General features: G+C 61.6%; 17 protein-coding genes. 5 read left to right on the top strand and 12 right to left on the bottom strand.

Annotated elements, in window-relative coordinates:
• The 10 genes from OIN59_RS24410 to OIN59_RS24365 form a co-directional block, all read right to left on the bottom strand.
• Positions 1 to 289, bottom strand: a 289-nt coding sequence (locus tag OIN59_RS24410; protein WP_274114691.1) for a hypothetical protein, incomplete at its 3' end; no start/stop codon positions are given.
• 215 nt (positions 290 to 504) lie between these two features.
• Complete coding sequence (locus OIN59_RS24405) at positions 505 to 921, bottom strand: F0F1 ATP synthase subunit epsilon (RefSeq protein WP_274114690.1); 417 nt, start codon at positions 919 to 921, stop codon at positions 505 to 507.
• Positions 922 to 996: 75 nt separating this feature from the next.
• Positions 997 to 2403, bottom strand: a complete 1407-nt coding sequence (gene atpD, locus OIN59_RS24400) for a F0F1 ATP synthase subunit beta (protein WP_274114688.1) — start codon at positions 2401 to 2403, stop codon at positions 997 to 999.
• A 33-nt stretch (positions 2404 to 2436) separates the two neighbouring features.
• Positions 2437 to 3303, bottom strand: a complete 867-nt coding sequence (gene atpG / locus OIN59_RS24395) for a F0F1 ATP synthase subunit gamma (RefSeq protein WP_056058853.1) — start codon at positions 3301 to 3303, stop codon at positions 2437 to 2439.
• An 18-nt stretch (positions 3304 to 3321) separates the two neighbouring features.
• Positions 3322 to 4875 carry a F0F1 ATP synthase subunit alpha gene (gene atpA / locus OIN59_RS24390; protein WP_274114685.1) on the bottom strand — a complete coding sequence of 518 codons (1554 nt, stop codon included), beginning with the start codon at positions 4873 to 4875 and terminating at the stop codon, positions 3322 to 3324.
• A gap of 42 nt (positions 4876 to 4917) precedes the next feature.
• Complete coding sequence (locus tag OIN59_RS24385) at positions 4918 to 5460, bottom strand: F0F1 ATP synthase subunit delta (protein ID WP_056058859.1); 543 nt, start codon at positions 5458 to 5460, stop codon at positions 4918 to 4920.
• A gap of 10 nt (positions 5461 to 5470) precedes the next feature.
• Positions 5471 to 5941 carry a F0F1 ATP synthase subunit B gene (locus OIN59_RS24380; RefSeq protein WP_274114682.1) on the bottom strand — a complete coding sequence of 157 codons (471 nt, stop codon included), beginning with the start codon at positions 5939 to 5941 and terminating at the stop codon, positions 5471 to 5473.
• A 34-nt stretch (positions 5942 to 5975) separates the two neighbouring features.
• A complete protein-coding gene (atpE, locus tag OIN59_RS24375) occupies positions 5976 to 6245 on the bottom strand; it encodes a F0F1 ATP synthase subunit C (RefSeq protein WP_015012210.1) in 270 nt (89 codons plus the stop codon).
• Between the two features lie 54 nt (positions 6246 to 6299).
• The gene (gene atpB, locus OIN59_RS24370) at positions 6300 to 7178 is read right to left on the bottom strand and encodes a F0F1 ATP synthase subunit A (RefSeq protein ID WP_274114679.1); all 879 of its coding nucleotides are present in this window, start codon (positions 7176 to 7178) and stop codon (positions 6300 to 6302) included.
• Positions 7179 to 7197: 19 nt separating this feature from the next.
• Positions 7198 to 7671 (bottom strand): ATP synthase subunit I, encoded by a 474-nt coding sequence (locus OIN59_RS24365; RefSeq protein ID WP_274114677.1) that lies wholly within the window; start codon positions 7669 to 7671, stop codon positions 7198 to 7200.
• Between the two features lie 288 nt (positions 7672 to 7959).
• On the opposite strand from OIN59_RS24365, the gene OIN59_RS24360 reads away from it, so the two are divergent.
• Genes OIN59_RS24360 through lipA form a run of 3 tightly spaced genes read left to right on the top strand, consistent with a single transcriptional unit; the run spans position 7960 to position 10000 of the window.
• A complete protein-coding gene (locus OIN59_RS24360) occupies positions 7960 to 8277 on the top strand; it encodes a YbeD family protein (protein WP_274114675.1) in 318 nt (105 codons plus the stop codon).
• Positions 8278 to 8299: 22 nt separating this feature from the next.
• Positions 8300 to 9004: a lipoyl(octanoyl) transferase LipB gene (lipB, locus tag OIN59_RS24355; protein ID WP_274114673.1), complete on the top strand. Its 705-nt coding sequence runs from the start codon at positions 8300 to 8302 to the stop codon at positions 9002 to 9004.
• A gap of 15 nt (positions 9005 to 9019) precedes the next feature.
• Positions 9020 to 10000 carry a lipoyl synthase gene (gene lipA, locus OIN59_RS24350; RefSeq protein WP_274114671.1) on the top strand — a complete coding sequence of 327 codons (981 nt, stop codon included), beginning with the start codon at positions 9020 to 9022 and terminating at the stop codon, positions 9998 to 10000.
• Positions 10001 to 10070: 70 nt separating this feature from the next.
• On the opposite strand, the gene OIN59_RS24345 is transcribed toward lipA, so the two are convergent.
• Positions 10071 to 11573: a TolC family outer membrane protein gene (locus OIN59_RS24345; RefSeq protein ID WP_274114669.1), complete on the bottom strand. Its 1503-nt coding sequence runs from the start codon at positions 11571 to 11573 to the stop codon at positions 10071 to 10073.
• 200 nt (positions 11574 to 11773) lie between these two features.
• Between OIN59_RS24345 and OIN59_RS24340 the strand changes: the two genes are divergently transcribed.
• Together OIN59_RS24340 and OIN59_RS24335 are read left to right on the top strand one after the other, a co-directional pair.
• Positions 11774 to 12409: a transglutaminase-like cysteine peptidase gene (locus OIN59_RS24340; RefSeq protein ID WP_274114667.1), complete on the top strand. Its 636-nt coding sequence runs from the start codon at positions 11774 to 11776 to the stop codon at positions 12407 to 12409.
• Positions 12410 to 12440: 31 nt separating this feature from the next.
• The gene (locus tag OIN59_RS24335; RefSeq protein WP_274114666.1) at positions 12441 to 14354 is read left to right on the top strand and encodes an EAL domain-containing protein; all 1914 of its coding nucleotides are present in this window, start codon (positions 12441 to 12443) and stop codon (positions 14352 to 14354) included.
• Positions 14355 to 14618: 264 nt separating this feature from the next.
• Here the strand turns inward: OIN59_RS24335 and OIN59_RS24330 are convergent, their stop codons facing one another.
• Positions 14619 to 21941 (bottom strand): retention module-containing protein, encoded by a 7323-nt coding sequence (locus OIN59_RS24330; RefSeq protein ID WP_274114664.1) that lies wholly within the window; start codon positions 21939 to 21941, stop codon positions 14619 to 14621.
• Between the last annotated feature and the right edge of the window lie 16 nt (positions 21942 to 21957).

Raw genomic sequence — 21957 nt, 5'->3', positions numbered from 1 at the left:
TGCCCAGGCTGCTGAAGCCCTGCGTACCGGCCAGATCTCTGCTGGCGAAATCGGCAACGCCATGTAATTGCGAAGGCTCCATGCGCACTGCATGAGGGCTTTGTGAGAAATGCAAATGCAAAAGGCCGGGGCCCCGTGAGGGGCCCCGGCCTTTTTTGCTGACCAGAATCCAGAGATGCTCGCAGCAGAGCCAGCCCATTGCACTCCCGCCGAATCTCTCTTTGAAACAGGTTCCCAGAGAGCACTTGTTGATTGAATCGCTGCCGCTGAGCGTGCGCTCACAGCCCATAGCGCGTGCCTTTCTGAGCAGCCGCCAGTTGTTGAAGGCAGATGCAGGGGCCCTGCTCACATTGACATGTGAAGGTCTGCAGATTCGCCTAGTGGAGGAATCCCCCGCCCAGCCTTGAGTCTCCCTTCCACGGCTACTTGCGTCTCACGCAATGAACGGGCGTAAAAAAACCCGGCATCGCCGGGTTCTTGAGAGCAGATCCGCAAAAGTCTGAATCACTTCTTCTGGCGGAACTTGCGCAGTGCCGCAATCTGGGCTGCCATGACGGCCAACTCAGACTGGGCCTTGGCCAGATCGATATCGCTCTTGGCATTCTTCAGCGCTTCTTCAGCAGCCGCCTTGGCCGCAGTAGCCTTCTCGTCATCGAGATCTTTGCCTCGGATGGCGGTGTCAGACAGCACGGTCACGCAGTTGGGCTGCACTTCCAGAATGCCACCGGCCACGAAAACGAACTCTTCGCCACCGTCAGCCATTTCGATGCGCACCGAGCCCGGCTTGATGCGGGTGATCAGCGGGGTGTGGCGGGGATAGATGCCCAATTCGCCAGCTTCACCGGGCAAAGCGACAAAACGCGCTTCACCGGAGAAGATGGACTCTTCGGCACTGACCACATCAACGTGGATGGTGTTCATCATTGCTCCTAGGAAAAGGTGGGTTGCTTGATTGCTGAAGGCCGAGCTGCTACGGGCTGCCCGGCCGACGGCTCATCAGGCCACCTTCTTGGCCTTTTCGAAGGCTTCGTCGATGGTGCCCACCATGTAGAACGCTTGCTCTGGCAGGTGATCGCATTCACCGTTCACGATCATCTTGAAACCACGGATGGTTTCCGACAGGGGAACGTACTTGCCTGGCGAGCCCGTGAACACTTCGGCCACGTGGAAAGGCTGCGACAGGAAACGCTGGATCTTGCGCGCGCGGGCCACGGCCAGCTTGTCTTCAGGAGCCAGTTCGTCCATACCCAGAATGGCGATGATGTCGCGCAGTTCCTTGTAGCGTTGCAGCGTACCCTGCACGGCGCGGGCCGTGCTGTAGTGGTCTTCGCCCACCACGTTCGGGTCCAGCTGGCGGCTGGTGGAGTCCAGAGGATCCACGGCGGGGTAGATACCCAGCGAAGCGATGTCACGCGACAACACGACGGTGGAGTCCAAGTGGGCGAAGGTCGTGGCAGGCGATGGGTCGGTCAAGTCATCGGCTGGCACATACACGGCCTGGATGGAGGTGATCGAACCGACCTTGGTGGACGTAATACGCTCTTGCAGGCGACCCATTTCTTCAGCCAGCGTAGGCTGGTAGCCCACGGCGGAAGGCATACGGCCCAGCAGGGCGGACACTTCGGTACCGGCCAGCGTGTAGCGGTAGATGTTGTCCACGAAGAACAGCACGTCACGGCCTTCGTCGCGGAACGACTCGGCGATGGTCAGGCCGGTCAGCGCCACGCGCAGACGGTTGCCTGGGGGCTCGTTCATCTGACCGTACACCATGGCGACCTTCGAGTCTTCAAGCTTCTCAAGGTTCACCACGCCGGAATCGGCCATTTCGTGATAGAAGTCGTTCCCTTCGCGGGTACGCTCGCCCACACCAGCGAACACCGACAGACCACTGTGTGCCTTGGCGATGTTGTTGATGAGTTCCATCATGTTCACGGTCTTGCCCACACCGGCACCACCGAACAAGCCCACCTTGCCGCCCTTGGCAAACGGGCAGACCAAGTCGATCACCTTGATGCCGGTTTCCAGCAGCTCTTGCGAAGGCGACAGTTCGTCGTACGCAGGGGCCTTGCGGTGGATGGAGGCCGTCAGTTCCTGGCTCACGGGACCACGTTCGTCGATGGGCGCACCCAGCACGTCCATGATGCGGCCCAGCGTCGCCTTGCCCACGGGCACGGTGATGGAGTTGCCGGTGTTGGTCACCATGATGCCGCGGCGCAGGCCGTCGGACGAACCCAGGGCAATGGTACGCACCACGCCGTCGCCCAGCTGCTGTTGCACTTCCAGCGTCAGCGACGAGCCTTCGAGCTTCAGGGCGTCATAAATCTTGGGCATCTGGTCGCGGGGGAACTCAACGTCCACCACAGCGCCGATACATTGAACAATCTTGCCTTGCACTTGAGCCATTTTTCGCTCCAATAAAGTAGTTTGTTGAGCTGCTTACACAGCAGCGGCGCCAGCCACGATTTCCGAAAGTTCTTTCGTGATCGCTGCCTGGCGCGTCTTGTTGTAGACCAGCTTCAACTCGCCAATGACGCTGCCGGCGTTGTCGGTGGCGGCCTTCATGGCCACCATGCGTGCCGACTGCTCGGACGCCATGTTTTCCGCAACCGCCTGGTAGATCAGGGATTCGACATAACGGACCAGCAGCTCGTCGATGACGCTTTGCGCATCGGGCTCATAGATGTAGTCCCAGCCGTGTTCCGTCTTCTCAGCCTGCATCTGCTCGGAGGACAGGGGGAGCAGCTGCTCCACCACCGATTCCTGCTTCATGGTGTTGATGAACTTGGTGTAGCTCAGGTACACCGCGTTGATCTTGCCTTCTGCGTATGCATCGAGCAGCACCTTCACCGGGCCAATCAGCTTGTCCAGGTGGGGCGTGTCGCCCAGACCCGTCACGTGCGAAACCACCTTGGCACCCACACGGTTCAGGAAACCCAGGCCCTTGTTGCCAATCGCCACGGCTTCGGTCGAAACACCAGCACCTTGCAGTTCACGCAGTTTGGTCGTCACAGCACGCAACACGTTGGTGTTCATGCCGCCGCACAGACCTTTGTCCGTAGTGATGACGATGACGCCAGCAGTCTTGGCATCGTTCACTTTCATGAACGGATGCACGTACTCTGGGTTGGCCTTGCCGAGATTGGCTGCAATGTTGCGGATCTTCTCGCTGTATGGACGGGCTGCCCGCATCCGGTCCTGCGCCTTGCGCATTTTGGATGCGGCCACCATTTCCATGGCTTTGGTGATCTTCTTGGTGTTTTCCACCGATTTGATCTTGCCGCGTATTTCCTTGCCTGCTGCCATGATGGCTCCTCGTCCGGTTTAAGCGAACGACTTCTTGAACGCGGCGACAGCGGCGGTCAATTCAGCTTCTGCGTCCTTGTCCATGGCCTTGGCCTGTTCCAGCTTGGCCAGCAAAGCGGCGTGGCTGGTCTTCAGGAACTGGTGCAGGCCGTGTTCGAAGTCGAGCACCTTCTTGACGTCGATATCGTCCATGAAGCCCTTGTTCACAGCGAACAGCGTCGCGCCCATCAGCGAGATGGACAGGGGGCTGTACTGTGCCTGCTTGAGCAATTCGGTCACGCGGGCACCGCGGTCCAACTGCTTGCGGGTGGCTTCGTCCAGGTCAGAAGCAAACTGCGCGAACGCAGCCAGTTCACGGTACTGGGCCAGGTCGGTACGGATACCACCGGACAGGTTCTTCACCAGCTTGGTCTGGGCAGCACCACCGACGCGCGACACCGAGATACCGGCGTTGATGGCGGGGCGGATACCGGCGTTGAACAGGCTGGTTTCCAGGAAGATCTGGCCGTCGGTGATCGAAATCACGTTGGTCGGCACGAAAGCGGACACGTCGCCGGCTTGCGTTTCGATGATAGGCAGAGCCGTCAGCGAACCGGTCTTGCCCTTGACTTCACCCTTGGTGAAGGCTTCGACGTAGTCGGCATTCACACGGGCTGCGCGCTCAAGCAGACGGCTGTGGAGATAGAACACGTCGCCAGGGTAGGCTTCGCGGCCTGGTGGGCGGCGCAGCAGCAGCGACACTTGACGGTAAGCAACCGCTTGCTTGGACAGGTCGTCATACACGATCAGGGCGTCTTCGCCACGGTCGCGGAAGTATTCGCCCATCGTGCAGCCCGAGTAGGCCGACACGTACTGCATGGCTGCCGATTCGGAAGCCGATGCGGCCACCACAATCGTGTAGTCCATGGCACCGGCTTGTTCCAGCGCGCGCACCACGTTCTTGATCGACGAAGCCTTCTGGCCGATGGCGACGTAGATACAAGTCACGCCCTGGCCCTTCTGGGCGATGATGGCGTCGATGGCCACGGCCGTCTTGCCAGTCTGGCGGTCACCAATGATCAGCTCGCGCTGGCCACGGCCCACGGGCACCATCGAGTCGATGGACTTCAGGCCGGTCTGCAGAGGCTGGTCCACCGATTTACGGGCGATCACGCCCGGAGCGACCTTTTCGATCACGTCAGTGAGCTTGGCGTTGATAGGACCCTTGCCGTCGATAGGCTGGCCCAAGGCGTTCACCACGCGGCCAATCAGCTCGGGGCCGACGGGCACTTCCAGAATGCGGCCCGTGCACTTGACGGTGTCGCCTTCGGAAATGTGCTCGTATTCGCCCAGAATCACGGCGCCCACGGAGTCGCGCTCAAGGTTCAGCGCCAGGCCGTAGGAGGGCTGACCGTCCTTGGTGGCGGGGAACTCGAGCATTTCGCCCTGCATCACGTCCGACAGGCCATGAACGCGCACGATACCGTCGGACACGGACACCACGGTGCCCTGGTTGCGGATATCGCTGCTGGCTGCCAGACCTTCGATGCGGCTCTTGATGAGTTCAGAAATTTCTGCGGGATTGAGTTGCATGACTCTTTCCTTCTTTCTTTGGTTCGCTGTCCTCGCCGCGCATTACGCGATGAGGGCCGCTTTCATTTGTTCAAGACGGGCCTTGACCGAAGTGTCCAGCACCTCGTCACCCACCACTACGCGAATACCGCCGATCAGGGACTCATCCAGCTTTACAGCGAGATTGAGCTTGCGGCCGAAGCGCTTTTCAAGCGCCGCGCTGACCTCGGACAGTGCAGCACTGTCCATCGGAAATGCGCTGTACACCACGGCATCCGAAGATCCGTTGCGACGATTCACGAGGGCACGAAACTGCGCAGCCACTTCCGGGAGCGCATCAATGCGTCCGTTGTCGATGACTGTGCGCAGGAAATTTTTGGCCATATCCGGCAGGGCCGAGCGGGCGACCCCGGTGAATACGGCGAACACCTGGTCTGCCGTCACCTTGGGGTTGTCCGCCAACTGACGCAGCTGGGGGTTGGCGGCAATCGCCGCCAGTTCGTCCATCCAGGCAGCAGTGCTGCCCAGATCGACGCCCGCGCCCGCTGTGGCAGCCTTGAACAAGGCATCGGCGTAAGGGCGGGCAATGGTGGCGAGTTCAGCCATGTGTGTCCCCTTACAGCTCGGTCTTCAGGCGGTTGAGCAGGTCGGCATGGACGCCAGCATTGACTTCCTTGCGGAGAATCTGCTCGGCACCCTTGACGGCCAGCGCTGCCACCTGCTCACGCAGGGCTTCGCGGGCTTGGACCGTCTGCTGCTCGGCTTCGGCACGGGCGGAGGCAACGATCTTGTTGCCCTCTTCCGTAGCGCGTGCCTTGGCTTCTTCGATGATGGCCTGGGCACGACGGTCGGCGTCCGCAAGACGCGAGGCCGTCTCGTTGCGCGCCTGTGACAGTTCCTTCTCGACGCGCTGGTTGGCAGCGGTCAGTTCGGACTTGGCACGGTCGGCAGCTGCGAGGCCATCGGCGATTTTCTGGGCTCGTTCATCCAGCGCCTTCGCGATCGGAGGCCACACGAATTTCATCGTGAACCACACGAGGATCAGGAAGACGATGGCCTGAACGAACAGGGTCGCATTGATACTCACGGCAACACCTTTCTAAAGTGGCGTTGAACGGGAATTACTTGGGCAGGTTGGCCAAGAGCGTAGAAACGAAGGGGTTGGCGAAAGCGAACAGCAGGGCGATAGCCACGCCGATCAGGAACGCAGCGTCGATCAGACCGGCCAAGATGAACATCTTGGTTTGCAGTTCGTTGATCAGTTCGGGCTGACGTGCCGACGATTCGAGGAACTTGCCACCCATCAGGGCGATGCCGATGGAAGCGCCAATAGCGCCCAGACCAACGATCAGACCACAAGCCAGAGCGACGAGACCGAGAATGTTTTCCATGATGACTCCTGAGTTAAAAAGAAAAGTTAAGGAAAGAAAAAACGAAAGAGAAACTTAGTGCGCGTTGTGCGCCTGACCGAGGTAGATCAGCGCCAGCATCATGAAAATGAATGCTTGCAGCGAGATCACCAAAATGTGGAACAGCGTCCAAATGGTGCCAGCAATGACGTGGCCCACAGGCAGCAGCACACCCGACAGCGACAGTGCCGCCGCACCACCCATCAGGGCGATGAGCATGAACACCAGCTCGCCAGCGTACATGTTGCCAAACAACCGCATGCCGTGGGACACGGTGTTGGCGACATATTCAATGATCTGCATGAGCAGATTCACCACGCCCAGAATCAGGGCGAAGATGGGATTCTTGCTGGTACCGAAAGGCGCAGACACCAGTTCGTGCGCCCAGCCGCCAGCGCCCTTGATCTTGACGCTGTACCAGAAGCGAAGGATCAGGATGGCGAAAGCCAGGCCCAGCGTGGTAGACAGGTCAGCCGTGGGCACGACACGCAGATAGGCGTGGTGAGGGTCATGACCGGCGGCACCATAGATCTGAGCCCAGACGGCGGGCAGCAGATCCACAGGCAGCATGTCCATGAAGTTCATCAAAAAGATCCAGACGAACACCGTCAGACCCAGGGGCGCAATGAACTTGCGGCTTTCAGCATTGTGGATGTTCGCCTTGGCCTGGTTATCCACCATTTCGACCAACATCTCGACCGCAGCCTGGAAACGCCCGGGCACACCCGAGGTTGCCTTACGGGCAGCTGACCACAGAATCAAAAGGGTGAGGGCACCCAGAACCAAACCTACGATGATCGAGTCGTAGTTGATGACGGTGAAATCAACGATCTTGGTCTGGTTGACGTTTTGAAGATGCTGCAGGTGGTGAACGATGTATTCACTTGCAGTCGGAGCGTGCGCTTCTGCGGCCATCGGACAACTCTTCTCTCTATCAATCGGTTTTTCGGACACTAGGCCGCACCCAAAGTGCCACCCAGTACGTTTTCATTGCGACCACCATGCCAATCAGCAAGGCAATCCAGCTCAAGCCCGGCACCAGCCGAGGTGCCGCCGCCAGCAGCGCCACCGTCAACATGATCTTGGCGATTTCCCACCCAAAGAACCCCACCATGGCAGCCCGCGGATTCGATGACGCCTTGTGGCGCAACACACCGCGGGCAAACAGCGCAGCCGGAGCCACCACTGCCAGGGCACCGTAGGCTGCAGACCAGCCCACCACCGCCCTGCCCGTCAGAACCCAGGCCACCAGGGCCACCAGCATTCCAACCAGCGCCTGACCTGCCACCACCTTCCACACCGAGAGGGGCGGATGGCGACTGCGCCACTGCTGCGCCTCTTGGGCCGTCAGGGGCTTGAAGTCAGATTCTTCAGCCTCAGTTTCAGTCTCAGGCGGGATTGTTTTCATTGTTGAATGACGCCCGCGTTACAGACCGCAACTTTTACAAAGCCTCTAATTATAAGTAAAAACCCATGGCACCAGACAAAAACCCGCAAACGCGCTTGCGGGCTGCGTGCGCGCTTGCCCTATTGTGGTGACCTGCCAACGGCTTTGGCGCCCCCAAAAACTCGTGCAACGCACCGATTTAGAGCAGACTGAACGCGCGATGCGGACACCCTCCATCTGCCTGTGGCGCACAATGGCAGTGCATGGCCAGCTATTGAAACCGCAGCATCCCACCCACCGCTATCTACCATGACATCCTCCAATCCGCCCCCCGCTAACGGCATTGATACACAGGCCACCGATCCACGCAAAGACTCGCTGATCGAATACCCCTCCAAGTTCCCGATCAAGGTCATGGGCGCCAAGGTGGATGGATTCGTGCACGTGGTGACCGAACTGGCCCGCCAGTTTGACCCCACCTTCGACGCCGCCACCATTGAACTGCGTGACAGCCGCGCAGGCAATTACCTCGGAGTAACCATCACCATCACGGCGACCAGCCGCGAGCAGCTGGACGACCTGTACCGTGCGCTGTCATCGCATCCGCTGGTGAAAGTGGTGCTGTAACCGCTCCCCTGCAAATTGCGCCATGACGATTGACATCCTTGACATCCGCCTGCTGGGCCGCGTGGACTACGCCAGCACTGTGCAGGCCATGCAGGACTACACGGCCACCCGCACGCCGTCCGACTCGGACACACTCTGGATTTGTGAGCACGCTCCGCTTTACACACAAGGTATTGCGGGCAAAAGCGATCATGTTCTCCGCCCAGGCGACATCCCCGTGATCGCGACCAACCGGGGCGGGCAAGTCACCTTCCACGGACCGGGCCAGGTGGTGGCCTACCCGCTGATCGACTTGCAACGTGCAGGTTATTTCGTCAAGGAATACGTCTACCGCGTGGAAGAGTCCGTGATCCGCACGCTAGCGCACTTCGGCATCACGGGCCACCGGGTCGCAGGCGCACCCGGCATTTATGTGCGTCTGGACGACCCACACAGCCACGCCCTGCTGCCGCAGCGCCCCCAAAAGCGCGAGGGTGCGGCTGCGCCGGTGCCGGATTTTGAAGGCCTGGGCAAGATTGCTGCGCTGGGCATCAAGGTCAGCCGCCACTGCACATACCACGGGGTGGCGCTGAACGTGGCCATGGACCTGGAGCCCTACGGCCGCATCAACCCTTGCGGTTACGCAGGATTGAAAACGGTGGACCTTTCTACAATCGGGGTCCACACCACCTGGGAAGAAGCCGCACAGGTACTGGGCCAGCAGCTCAGCATCCGGTTGGCGCCCTGAACTCTGCCTACAGCCATGAGCACCCCTGAAGTCGTCCGCGAAGCGCAATCCACCGAAGCCTACAACCCGCTGGCCAAGCAAAAGGCTGCGGCCAAGCTGTCGCGCATTCCGATCAAGGTGGAGCAGGGAGAGGTGCTGAAGAAGCCCGAATGGATCCGCGTGAAGGCGGGCAGCCCCACCACACGCTTCTACGAGATCAAGGACATCCTGCGCGAGCACAAGCTGCACACGGTGTGCGAAGAAGCGTCCTGCCCCAACATCGGCGAATGTTTTGGCAAAGGCACGGCCACCTTCATGATCATGGGTGACAAGTGCACGCGCCGTTGCCCCTTCTGCGATGTGGGCCACGGCCGCCCCGACCCGCTCGACAAAGACGAGCCGCTGAACCTGGCCAAGACCATTGCCGCGCTCAAGCTCAAGTACGTGGTGATCACCAGCGTGGACCGCGACGACCTGCGCGACGGCGGTAGCGGCCACTTTGTGGAATGCATCCAGAACATCCGCGAGCTGTCGCCCCAAACGCAAATCGAAATCCTGGTGCCGGACTTCCGTGGCCGCGATGACCGCGCCCTGGAGATCCTGAAGGCCGCGCCGCCCGATGTAATGAACCACAACCTGGAAACCGCACCCCGCCTCTACAAGGAAGCGCGCCCCGGCTCCGATTACCAGTTCAGCCTGAATCTACTGAAAAAGTTCAAGGCCTTGCACCCCAACGTGCCCACCAAGAGCGGCATCATGGTTGGCCTGGGCGAGACAGACGAAGAGATCCTGCAAGTGATGCGCGACATGCGCGAACACCACATCGACATGCTGACCATCGGCCAATACCTGGCCCCCAGCAACAGCCACCTGCCCGTGCGCCGCTACGTGCACCCCGACACGTTCAAGATGTTCGAGGAAGAGGCCTACAAGATGGGCTTTTCCCACGCGGCAGTGGGCGCCATGGTGCGCAGCAGCTACCACGCCGATCAGCAGGCCCACGCCGCTGGCGTCTGATATCTATTGACAGTCGATTCTCTTACTGCAGGGCCGCCGCAGGGTGCGCTTGAAATGAATCAGCAACCTGCTATCGATTCGCGGCAGGTTTGGCCGCTCCTGCGGGAGTTCCTGAATTGGCCGTAGCTGGCAGCGGCAAGACGGCCCGGGGACGAGCAGGCGTATCCGCTACTGCCTTGACCTTGTCAATCACGATAGATACAGGAGCCTCTGCAGGACACAACTCCGCAAGGTCAATGCCGCTGCGCTGCTGCCCGGCATCTGCGGGTGAGGGCATGTCGGCGCGAGTTACGTTAAGCGCGGGAAGTAACTGCCCCATGGCACTCAATGTCCGAGCCTGAGCTACTACCTGATCGTACCGCGCATTGACGTACGCCCGGCTGGCTTGGAACGCTTCGTTCTGAGTATCGAGCAAGTCGAGCAGTGTGCGCTGTCCGAGATCAAACTGCTGCCGATAAGCCTCCCGTGCTTTCTCGGTGGAAAGTCGGTGCTGGTCCAAATACGTCATCTGTTCGATCAACCGTCGCACGTCATTGAACGCAATCACCGTAGTCTGCCGCACATCCCGGCACGCCTTTTCCTTCAACTCACGTGCCTGAAACTTGTTTTCAACAGCCTGCTGCTCCCGAGCCTTGTCTGCACCGCCTCGGTAGAAGTTGTACGTCAGCACCAGCTCGACCGTGCTATCCCTCGATCGCCCCTGCTCCCCAATCAGATTGCGGTCCCAGGACTGGCGGGCCCGAAAATCAATCCGAGGGACAAACCCTGCCTTTTGCGATGCAATGCCCGCCTCGCTAGCGAGCATATTCTCGATGGCGGCGTTGATCGTAGGACTGTTGTTCAAGGCGAAATTCACTACTTCTTCAGTTTTGGGAGGCAGGGCGCCAAGCTTGAACCCTTCCGGCAATGGCGCCAAGGCGCCGGGGGGCAACTCGCCGATCAATCGCTGATACCGAGCGCTGACATCGTGCAGATTGGAAATCTCCGTCAGCAGGTTCGACTCCGCCAAAGCCAGGCGACCTGTCGCCTGCTCGAGATCGACACGGCGACCGACACCAGCCGAGGTGCGCTCATCGATCTGGTTGGTGGTCAACTTGTGTTCGACGTAATTTTGCTTGGCCTGCTCGACCAGCTCCCGATAGCGCGCAACGTCAGCATACGCGCGCACGGCCTCCAGGGCTGCCGCTTCCGACGCATCCACCAGTTCGTAGTAGCGCGTCAGCTTGGCATGCCCCAGTCGCTTGACTTCGTTACTGGTGAAAAAACCATCGAACAACATCTGATTCAGCGTCAGCGCCGCTCCAGTGTGATGGTATGAACCCGTGGATCCGGAAGGACGCACACGGTTTTCTCGTCCAGTGCTGGCCACCGCGTCCAACTGGGGCAAAAAACCGGCCCGCGCGACTCCGCGTTCGGAGTCAGCAGCGCGAAAACCAAACCATCGCGCTTGCACATCCGGATTGTTTGTCACGGCCTTGCGAGCCGCCTCGACCAGTCCTTCTGGAAGTGTTTGCGCAACAGCGCCCGTACTGGCGACAACAGCGGCAGCGATCAGGGTAAGGTGCAGTTTCATGGCGACTCCGAATCGTTTGTGATGCAGAATCGAAACGTAACATTTACCTTGAAACTCGCACAGTTTTTTTTTACAAAGAAGTCACTGCGCCCCCGACCAGGTACTTTTCAGCAAGGTAGCCGCGTCTTCCGCGTTCCATGCCCTCCCTGCCGCCCCTTTTAAAGCGCGCGCCCCGAGTCACTACGCAACTTCGGGCGCTGATGGCGCTCACCATCGCCTTGGTGCTGGGAGTTGTATTCAGCGCACCGGATCTGGACAGGATTCAGTCTGCAGCGCTGCAACGCTACGGCGCCAAGGGCTCCAATCTTGTCATTGCCTGGAGAGCCATGATGGCCGAGGGAAGCCATCTGAGCGAAGCCGAGAAGCTGGCCCACGTCAACAACTTCTTCAACCGGCGCATGCTGTTCGAAAACGATATGGCGGTCTGGCAGCAGGACGACTACTGGGCCACCCCCCTGGAGTTCATGGGAAGAAACGCGGGCGACTGCGAAGACTTCTCCATCGCAAAGTACATCACACTGTTGCACATGGGGGTCCCCAACGCCAAGCTGCGCATGATCTATGTCAGAGCGCGGATCGGGGGCGCAGGCAGCACCAAAAGCGAGGCGCACATGGTGCTGGGCTACTACCCCCAGCCGTCGGACGAACCCATGGTGCTGGACAACCTGATCACCAACATCCGCCCCGCATCGTCCCGATCCGATCTTTCACCCGTCTTCAGCTTCAACAACGAAGGCCTCTGGGTCTCTGGCGCCACCACTTCTTCGGCAGACCCGACGGCCCGCCTGTCGCGCTGGCGCGATGTGCTCGAGCGCATGCGGCAAGAAGGCTTCTGAGCGCTGCGCCCTTTCTTGGAGATACAGCACCATGTCACTCACCAAACAACTCTGGCTCGCCATCGGCCTGGTCATGGCGCTTGCGTTTGGGGGCAGCATGCTGGTCAGTGTGCTGTCTGCCCGGCACTACCTGCAGCAGCAACTGCAGGTCAAGAACATCGACAACGCGACCTCGCTGGCGCTGGCGCTGTCGCAGCTGGACAAGGACCCCGTGACGGTCGAACTGCAGGTGGCAGCACAGTTCGACGCGGGGCACTACCGCTTCATCCGGATTGTGTCGCCCACTGGTCAGACGCTGGTCGAACGCAGCTTCTCAGGCTCCTTGCAGGGCGCACCGGCCTGGTTTGCGCGGCTGATTCCCATGAACGCCGAGCCCGGCCGGGCCCAGATCCAGGACGGCTGGAAGCAATACGGCACCCTCACCCTCGCCAGCCACGACCAGTACGCCTACCAGAGCCTGTGGACGGGCACCCTGGAGCTGCTGGCCTGGTTTGTTCTGGGCAGTGTCGTAGCAGGTGGCATTGGCACCCTGGCCGTCAAGCGCATCACCAAGCCCCTGCGCGACGTGGTGGCACAGGCCGAGGCCATCGCAGACCGGCGCTTCATCAAGATTGCCGAGCCGAGCACGCCGGAGCTGCGCAGCGTGGCCCGGGGCATGAATGACATGGTCACGCGCCTGCGGTCGATGTTCGGAGAGGAGGCCGCGCGCCTGGACGGCCTGCGCAAGAAGGTCAACCGCGATGCGGTGACAGGGCTTTCCAGCCGGGACTACTTCCTGTCGCACCTTCAGGAGGCGCTGGAAGGGGAGCAGTTTCTCTCTGCAGGCAGCCTGGTGATCCTGCGGCTGACTGATCTCGAAGGGCTGAACAACCAGCTGGGGCACCAGAAGGCCGACGCACTGCTCAAGCACCTGGGCACCGTGCTGTACAAGAGCGGCGAGGGCAAACCCGGCCAGCGGGCTGGTCGCCTCAAAGGGGGCGAGTTCGGGGTGTTGTGCCCCTCCACGCCATCGCCCCAAGATGCGGCACAGGACATCTTCGCCGCCCTGTCCTCGCAGTGGCTGCCGCACTGGTCAGCAATCGTCCCGGACCTGTTTCACATGGGCGCAGTGGGATACCGCAGGCAGGAACCTGTGGGCGAACTTTTCAGCCGCGCCGATGAAGCGCTGGCCCGTGCAGCGTCCCTTGGGCCCAACAGCATGTATGTGGACGAGGGCACGCACGCGGCCGACGCGCGGCCTGCCGAACAGTGGCGCACCCTGCTGACCGAGGCCGTCAGCGGCGGCCGGTTGCAGCTGGCCTTCTACCCCGTGGTGGACGGCAGCGGTGATGGTGCCATCCACCAGGAAGGCGTGATCCGCCTGGTGGCCGATGCCTCCGGTGCGCTGCTGTCGGCAGGCGACTTCATGCCCATGGCGGCCCACCTCAACCTCACCGCCCCCATCGACCTGCGCGTGGTGCGCTTGGCTATCGATCACCTGCGCAGCTCGGCCGGAGACATTGCAGTCAACCTCTCGGCGGAAACCATCGCGGACTTCCGCTTCCGCAACGAACTCACCCAGCTGCTGCATGCCTACCCCGACATGTGCGCACGCCTGCTGTTCGAGGTGCCCGAATACGGCGTGTTCCGCGCGTTCGACGCCTTCAAGGAACTGGCCCACACCCTGCAGCAACTGGGCTGCCGTGTGGGCATCGAATACTTCGGCCAGCGCTTCACCGAGGGCAACAAGCTCGCCGACCTGGGGCTGGACTACATCAAGGTCCACCCCAGCTACGTGCGCGGCATTGGCGACAACCTGGGCAACCAGGAATTCTTGCGGGGCCTATGCAACATCGCCCACGCGATTGGTATCCAGGTCATCGCCCTGGGGGTGGAATCGCGGGACGATCTGCCGCTGCTGGCATCCCTGGGCTTCGACGGCGCCACTGGGCCGGGTATCCGTTAAAACGGCTCGCCCTACAGCAGGGCGGTTGCCGCCCGGAGCCCCGCTGCCTGTCCGCAGGGCTTGAGTTTAAGCACCCGTAGCACTCGCCTGCAGCGCTAGCGAGATACCAAAATTGATAGCAAACTCTGCCTCACCACAGGCTCAAGCGGCCATTTTTACTGACTATTCAATAGAAAGGGGCCTCACGCTGCGAAGCGCAAGGGCCTTGGGCAAGGACACAGCGACCAACGACGCCTGGAACACCGTCCCAGGCGTGCGGCTTGGTCAGTCGTCGGACGGCTTGACTTCGATGGTCGCCACGCTGGGCGCCCCCAGGGCCAAGTCCACCGCCAGGGCCGCAGGTGTAGTGTCCTCCACCACAACCGTCTGAGACGCACCGCCACCCGCAGACCCGTTGCTGTCGATCGCGATGGTGGTGTCGCCTTCGGCGTCAGCGGCGGGGGCCAGGCTTGCCAGCAAGTCGCCGCCATCGTCCGCCAGGAGATCCGCCACTTCGATCTTGTCACCCTCGGCCAGGTCCGTGACGACATCCTTGTCGGAGCCGCCAGGGGCGCTGTCCGCTAGGTTGATCTCGATCGTGTCATCGCCATCCCCGCCGGTGATCGTATCGCTGCCCTTCTGGCCGTCGATGGTGTCGTCGCCGTCGCCTCCCACGATGGTTTCGGAAGCATCGCCGCCCTGGATGGCCAGGCCGCCCTTCGCGGGATCAGACAGGTCCACCTTGTCACCGTCGAGTGTGTTGTCGGTATCGATGACAACCTTCACGTCGATCGGTTCGGCCAGCTGATCTCCGTCGCCATCCACGACCACCGCCTGGAAGTCGATCCACATCTGGTCTGCATAGACCGGCTCGATGACCGGGGGGTTGATCACGGTTTCGGTATAGGTCAGCGTCATGGCGTCCGTCACGCGGTACTCCGTCCCATCCTTGGCCGCAAACTGCACCGTATTAAAAGTCGCCGAGCCACTAGGATCCACCCCGACAGGCGTTTCCACATTGGCGTTCCCGCTGTTCGTGTTATTGCCCGAGGTCGTCCCCTGGATGTCCATCGACGCCCCCACGGGAGTGGTAGTGGTAGCAGCGGTAACGATGGCAGTTTCCTTCTTGCCCAGGTGATCCAGTTCAAAGCCCGCTGATGTCACGTTCAGGCGTGTGCCATCGGGCTTGAAGAACTCGATGACCAGCCGCTCTCCGGCGCCGTCCCCCTCCTTGATGGCATCGGACTGCGAGTCTTCCTCTTCGCCCACCGAACTCTTATTGCCGATGTAGTTGTCTCCCACACCAAAACCCCCGCCACCGTTGCCACCGCCCGTGGACGACCAGTTGACCTCTTCGTCGCTGGTCGAAGGGCCAAAGGTTGTGTCGTCTTTCTTCACCTTCCAATCGCCGTCCCATTGCCGCTCGACCTCGTTGACGATGGTCTTGTCCTTCTCGGCAGAAATCTGCATGTAGATACCCGTGGCGGAATCCACATACCGGGCCGAGTCCGCGACCCCCCCGGCAGATGTCTGCATGTAATTGTCGGGCTTGTACACCTTGTCCTGCGTGCTGTTGCCAAAGGTCACCGTCTTGTCCACGGTCGTCGTGCCGCCAGGAACTTCCGTCGTGCCCACTTGCACCTTATCGGCCACAGCCACCATGTTGGTCACATAACTCGTGGTGCCATCGGCGTTCACAACTCCTTCCACTGTGAAGGCGGTCTTGATCTCGCCACAGTCGTTGTACACCGCCTTGATGGTGCCATCGCTGTTGGCCTGGTAGTACACCTTGTTGCCGTCCACCGTCATCACCGTGGACTGCACCGAGCCCCCTTGCATGTACGACAGGGAGACGTAGCGCAGCGACGAGCCGCCCACAGACGCCGTCGTGGTAGCCGCCATGTTCACATCGGCCCCCACCACATCGGCCCCCACACGGGCGCCAAGGTCGGCAACGACCTCGCCCACACCGCTGTTGGCGACTAGCGTGTCCTGCGTGCCCCCCACGTAGACGGGAGCATCGTCCTGGATTTTGACGTTGAAGCCCTGCACCTCAGTTTCACCGCCCTCAGTTTTGTTGGCCACCAGTTGCAGATACAGGTTTTCTTCGCCACTTTCGGTATAGGCGTGGTCCACCTGGCCCTTCAGCTCCAACTTGTACTGGCCGCTGTCATCGATGGTGGCCACGGCCACCGTGCGTATGTCAGCGCCCGCACCTGCCTCGCCGGTCAACGTCTTACCATCTCCCGACACCGTCCAGCGCACCTCGTCGCCTGCTGAGGTGACCTTTTGCACCGGCACACCCAGGGTGTAGCTGGCACCGCCCATGCCCAGCGTGCCTGTGGTGTCAGTGGTATGCGGGCTGCTGTCCACGTTGCCTGTAGCGAGGCCGTCTTCGTAGACCATGCCCAGGCCCTGGGTGCTCAGCTGGTGGCCCGCGTCGATGGTCAACGTGGCGCTGTCGGTGTCGCCGTCGCCATCCTTCATCTGGTAGCTAAACTGGTCCTTGGAGCCGGTCTCTACATACTCCTCAAAGCTGACGGCCTTGACGAAATAGTCCGAGCTGTCGCTGCCCTTGTCGCCCGCAAGGTAATCCACGCCAGTAAACACCACGTTCTGGAAGGCAATCGGGTTGCCATCGGCGCCCAGCACCTCGATCTCGACCTGGCCCTGGTGCACGTTGGTGTTGGCAAACAGCGTGCCGCCAATCATCCCCTCGCCCACTTTGTTGCCAGCTGCATCAAAGGCCTCCCACCGACCGGTTTCGCCGTTGTTGCCAACCTGGCCGGATTCGTCCTGGTACAGGTTGGAGATGTCCACCACCGCCCGCACAGCCATCTTGCCCAAGTCCACCGACAAGGCTTCCGTGCCCTGGCTGGGTGAGTAACCCACCTGCTCGGGCGTGCTCGCACCCACGTCACCCGGCACGGGTTCGCTCGGGTCGTCCACGCCCACACCGTTGCCCTGGCTGGTCACCACGGCACCACCGGTCTGCGTAGAGTCGGGGTTGGTGATGAGCTGCTCACCCAGGCTCGTGGTGTAAGGCTTGCCGTAGTCGAAGGCATCCATGCCTGCCGGTACACCGGCACCATCCCCTAGCTGGATGGTCGTCTGGTGGCCGGTGTAGGCGTAGTCGCCGTCAGACTCCATGGTGAGCGAGCCGTACTGGCCGGCCACCGTAGCGCTGCCACCGCTGGTGACCGCCGTACCGGGGGTCCACACGGCCCCTTCAGCGCCTGCACGCACCTGTACCACCTCGGCTTTGGCGCCGTCCTGCATGCCTTCGTACTGATCTTTTCCGGCAGGGCCGGAGGTCGTCCCTGCACCGGTCAGCACGTTGCCCGTGGCCACCAGGCGGTCCACCACCCACTGCGCCCCATCGGTATCGTCCAGTGCCACCGGGCCATCGTCGGCAATAAAGAGCATACGGCCCACGTCGATGCTGGCGTGCACCTGGTCACCATCTCCATCGATGGCCGTGAGCTTGAGCCCGATCTTGTCCGCCAGCGCCGACTGCACCTCGTTTGAATCACCTGGTGTGGAGTGCACCACGGTGCGCTGCTGGTCAAAGGTCACCTCGCCGGTCGCAGCATCAACGGACAATTTGAAGACGGTCTTCTCCACCCCGTCCACCATCACAAAGCCGATCACCGAGCCGCCAGGGCCGTTCTTGAGCAGCACATCCGAGGGCTGGCCATTGGAGTACAGCGCTGTATCGCGGAAGCCCGAGGGACTGCCCTCGCCGCCATTGAGCACCAAGCCAAATACCTTGCCATTCAGTGCTGCCGCACCGTCTGCCCCGTAGCTCACGCTAAAGCGTGTGGACCCCAGGTCGGACTCTGCATCGACATTCAGGAAGCTGTCGTCCACCAGCAGGGGCATGGAGACATTGAGCATGACGTCGTTGTAGTCACGGTCGCCACCGCCGTAGATGTCCTCCCAGTTCTGATTGCCTGTGACGGAGCCCACGGCCACTGTGTTCACATGCGACAGGCCGTCGAGATTCAGTGCGCTGTTGTCGAACAGCGCGGGAGCCCCCTGGCCCGAAAGCGGAGAGCCCCCCACGTTCGCCACCCACTGGCCACTGCCGTCCTTGGAGAAGCTCACCGGGATGCTGTTGCCCAGCGAACCGTTGAGGCTGTCGCCATTGGGGATCATGAAGAAACCGACCTGGCCAGGCAACACGCCGGGCGGCAGGGTGACGCTGGTCACCGGCTGGTTCTTCACGTTGTCCCAGACCACCATGCCGGCGGTGGGCTCGCCACTGCCGTTCTTGATGTAGTAGCCCCAGGTGTTGTTGTACCCGGCGTCGCTGCCCACCAGTTGCACCGTGATGCCCGGCACGGGGTCGGGATCCACCGTGGTAATGACGGGAGTGTCGTCCTTGACGCTGACGCCCAGCTCCACACCGATGGCGTCGCCATCGCCGTCCTGGCCCCACAAAGTGATCTTGGGCAGGGTCAGCAGATCCTCGCCCTGCGAGGAGTGCTTGAGCGCCGACAGCACCTCAAACTGGTAAGCCCCGGTGTCTGCATTCACCGTCAGCACTGCGGCACCACTGGTGGCACCCGCCGCCAGTGCCTTGCCGTTCTGATCGAAAAACACGGTCACCACGCCGCCCGAGGGGCTGTAGCTGTTTTCGAAGATCCCGTTCTTCACCTTGACGCTCGTGAGGCCGCCGAACTGGTCAGCGCCCCACTCGACCGCACCCTGGAAGCCGGTGGAATCCGACTTCACATAGCTCAGGTCGGGGCTCTCTGTTTCGTTGTTGCCCAGTGTGCCGCCGCCCGACACCGGCACCGACTCTTCCTCGACCAATGCACTGAGCTTGACGACCTTGCCATCCACCTTGTCGTGCTCGGGAACGTCATCCTGGATCTTGGCGTAAAGGTTCACGCCAATTTGGTCACCATCGCCATCCACCCCCACAAAGGTGACCGTGGGCAATAGCATCAGGTTCTCACCACCGCCCGCTTCATGGTCCAGCGGACCGACAACGGTGAGGCGATATCCGCCACTTTCGCCGTTGATCTCCAACATCACCGAGCGGGGGGTGCTGGTATCGCCTTCGGCAATGGGCTGGCCATTGCGATCCAGGTACACCGTGGCCACCGCGCTGCCCACCGCATATTCCTGCCCGGCAACGCGCACGGCCTCCACGCCGCCAAACTGATCGGCCCCCCAGCGCACGACGCCCGTCATGGACTCGTGGCCCGTAGATGCATTCAACGAGCCCAGCGGCAGCAGGCCCAGCCAATCCAGCGATTCGTTGTTGCCAATCACACCACCATCGCCGTCCGATGCAGACTCTTCTTCAAGCAGCGCAACCAGTGGCACCGGGACGCCCAGCACCTTCACATGTAACGGGACATCGTCCTGAACCCGGGTCTCCAGGGCCACGGTGATGGAATCGCCGTCTGCATCTTCACCTATCAAGCGCACGGTTTCAAGATTCAGCCAATCCTCACCTTGCACCACTTCGCCACCAGCCGCATGGTTCATGGTGGTCAGCACGGTCAGGGTGTAGTTGCCGGAAGCCTCCACCAGCAAGCTGGCGGCGGCCCCATCGGGCCGGGCACCCCCGGGGCCTGCAGGCATCACGGAGCCATCGGCACCGAACCAGACGGTCTGGCCAACAGGAACCACGCTGGCACCTTCTCCACTACCCACACGCACGCCGGTAAGCTGGCCAAAACCATCAGCCCCCCAGTCGATGGCACCGTTGATCTGGGTGAGACCGCCATTGGCTGTGGAGGTCAGAGGCAGGTCGTTCTCGTCATTGCCAATCTTGTGGCCATCGACGCGCACGGATTCTTCCTCGGCCTCCAGCGCCAGGCTGGGCTCCAGCCCTGGGCGCAGGTACTGTGTTCCGTCGCCCTCCTCGGACCACTCTTCCTCGTCATCGCCATGTCGGTAAACGGGCTCGTCGTCGCCAAACAGCAGACGCCCTCCCAGGTCCAGTTCGGCCATGACCGTGTCGTCGTCGTTGTCCGTAGCAGCCAACACCACGGAAAGCACGCCCTTGCCCAGGGCCTGCAGCTCGTCCAGGCCACCGTCCTCGTCGTCGGGCGCAGTGTGGCGAATGGCGCCCGTCTGGGTCATGACCACAGCGCCCGTCTGCGGATCCATCTGCAGCGTAAGGACTACGTTGCCGCTGCCGTCACGGCCCACCACTTCACCAGGGTTGCCGGTGGCACTCAGCACGATCTCGGTGTTGGTGCCGGTGGCATACAGCCCCGTTGCGCCACCATTACCAATCTGGAAGGAAAACGCGTAGCCGTCGGGCGTCTTATCGCTCTGGCCCTCATCCCCACCGCTGCCAGGGCGCAGCTTGGGGCCATCGGCGCCAAACGACACGACAAACGCCGTGCCGTTGAAGGTGTTGCTGTCGGTGTCCGCGTCGGGCCCTTGGGGATCATTTTCCGTCCCCTCGGAACCGGTGTTGGAGGCCTGATTCACGCCACGGTCCGAGGTCATGAGCGTCGGGATGCCTTCGGTGCTGGAGTCGATCACAGGGATGTCATCCTGCACGGACATGCCCACCTCGGCCGTGAATGCGCCACCCTCGCCCGTGACGCCATTGATGGTTACCGTGGGCAGAGCCAGGAAGTTCTCACCGCCGCCTGGTGCATGTTGCAGCGGACCAACCACGGTCAGTGTGTAGCTACCGCTAGAGGTGATGACCAGCAGGACCGCCGGGGGCGTAGGGTCGCCCTGGGGAATGGGCTCTCCCTGCGCATTGAAATAGATGGTCACGCCTACTGTGGTGACAGGCACAGGGGCAAAACCCGGCACGCTGATGGAGAAGATGCTGCCACCACCCAAGTCAAACGTGCCTTGCTGGTAGCTATATAGGCTCTCGTCCTCGTCGTTGCCAATCACCCCGTTCACACTACGACTCTCGCGACCAGAAGGGACGGACTCTTCTTCGAGTGTGATGCTAAGGCTCACCCGCACCGGATCGGGCGGAGGGGGAGGAGGCGAGACGGGAGGGAGGCCGGGTGGGGGCGGCGCAGGCGGTGGCGGCGCAGGCACGGGGGGGTTCGGGGCCGGTGGCGGTGCGGGCGGTAGAGGCGCAGGAGGCGGTGCGATGGGTGCCGGCGCAGGTGCAGGAGGCGTACCCAGTGCCAGCACAGCCAGGGGGTTGACATCGATGTCCGGCGCCGACTGGGGCGTGAAGCTGTAGAGGTAGGCCAGGGGATCCACCCCTTCGAAGATGCGCAGCAGCTGCACAAAGCTGCTGCCCTCTCCTTCGCCACCGCCACCACCGAGACCCGCCGCCGTGGCTTCCAGTTGCTCGTTCAGGTCACCGCCACGCTGCAGCGCTTGGATCACAGTATCAATGGTGCCCTGGGCCACGCTGGCGTCCTGCGCCGTAGGGCGCTCCGCCGTCTGCGTGACACTCTCGTCGAGCTTGATGCTCCGCTCAGGCGCCACGGCCAGCAACTTGCCGTCGTCCATCAGCAGCTCCACCCTGGAGTCCACAGGGGTCTGGACAACCTCCCCTTTTTGCAGAATGTCCCCCGCTTTGAGGGCACGACGATTGCCATTGGCATCGACCGCAAATGCTGTACCAGACACAGCTACGACGGTAGCGATTTGAGACATAAGCATGCTCCAAGGA

Origin of the sequence: Acidovorax benzenivorans, assembly GCF_028680575.1 — a bacterium.
Classification (GTDB): domain Bacteria; phylum Pseudomonadota; class Gammaproteobacteria; order Burkholderiales; family Burkholderiaceae_C; genus Acidovorax; species Acidovorax benzenivorans.
The sequence above is the reverse complement of the archived record's forward strand: the minus strand, read 5'-3'. Positions and strand labels throughout refer to the sequence as shown.

Coding starts and splice junctions, on each gene's coding strand:
- atpG (WP_056058853.1), bottom strand. CDS start 3,303: ATGGCAGCAGGCAAGGAAATACGCGGCAAGATCAAATCGGTGGAAAAC.
- OIN59_RS24365 (WP_274114677.1), bottom strand. CDS start 7,671: ATGAAAACAATCCCGCCTGAGACTGAAACTGAGGCTGAAGAATCTGAC.
- atpE (WP_015012210.1), bottom strand. CDS start 6,245: ATGGAAAACATTCTCGGTCTCGTCGCTCTGGCTTGTGGTCTGATCGTT.
- lipB (WP_274114673.1), top strand. CDS start 8,300: ATGACGATTGACATCCTTGACATCCGCCTGCTGGGCCGCGTGGACTAC.
- atpA (WP_274114685.1), bottom strand. CDS start 4,875: ATGCAACTCAATCCCGCAGAAATTTCTGAACTCATCAAGAGCCGCATC.
- OIN59_RS24330 (WP_274114664.1), bottom strand. CDS start 21,941: ATGTCTCAAATCGCTACCGTCGTAGCTGTGTCTGGTACAGCATTTGCG.
- OIN59_RS24385 (WP_056058859.1), bottom strand. CDS start 5,460: ATGGCTGAACTCGCCACCATTGCCCGCCCTTACGCCGATGCCTTGTTC.
- OIN59_RS24340 (WP_274114667.1), top strand. CDS start 11,774: ATGGCGCTCACCATCGCCTTGGTGCTGGGAGTTGTATTCAGCGCACCG.
- OIN59_RS24335 (WP_274114666.1), top strand. CDS start 12,441: ATGTCACTCACCAAACAACTCTGGCTCGCCATCGGCCTGGTCATGGCG.
- OIN59_RS24360 (WP_274114675.1), top strand. CDS start 7,960: ATGACATCCTCCAATCCGCCCCCCGCTAACGGCATTGATACACAGGCC.
- lipA (WP_274114671.1), top strand. CDS start 9,020: ATGAGCACCCCTGAAGTCGTCCGCGAAGCGCAATCCACCGAAGCCTAC.
- OIN59_RS24345 (WP_274114669.1), bottom strand. CDS start 11,573: ATGAAACTGCACCTTACCCTGATCGCTGCCGCTGTTGTCGCCAGTACG.
- OIN59_RS24405 (WP_274114690.1), bottom strand. CDS start 921: ATGAACACCATCCACGTTGATGTGGTCAGTGCCGAAGAGTCCATCTTC.
- atpB (WP_274114679.1), bottom strand. CDS start 7,178: ATGGCCGCAGAAGCGCACGCTCCGACTGCAAGTGAATACATCGTTCAC.
- atpD (WP_274114688.1), bottom strand. CDS start 2,403: ATGGCTCAAGTGCAAGGCAAGATTGTTCAATGTATCGGCGCTGTGGTG.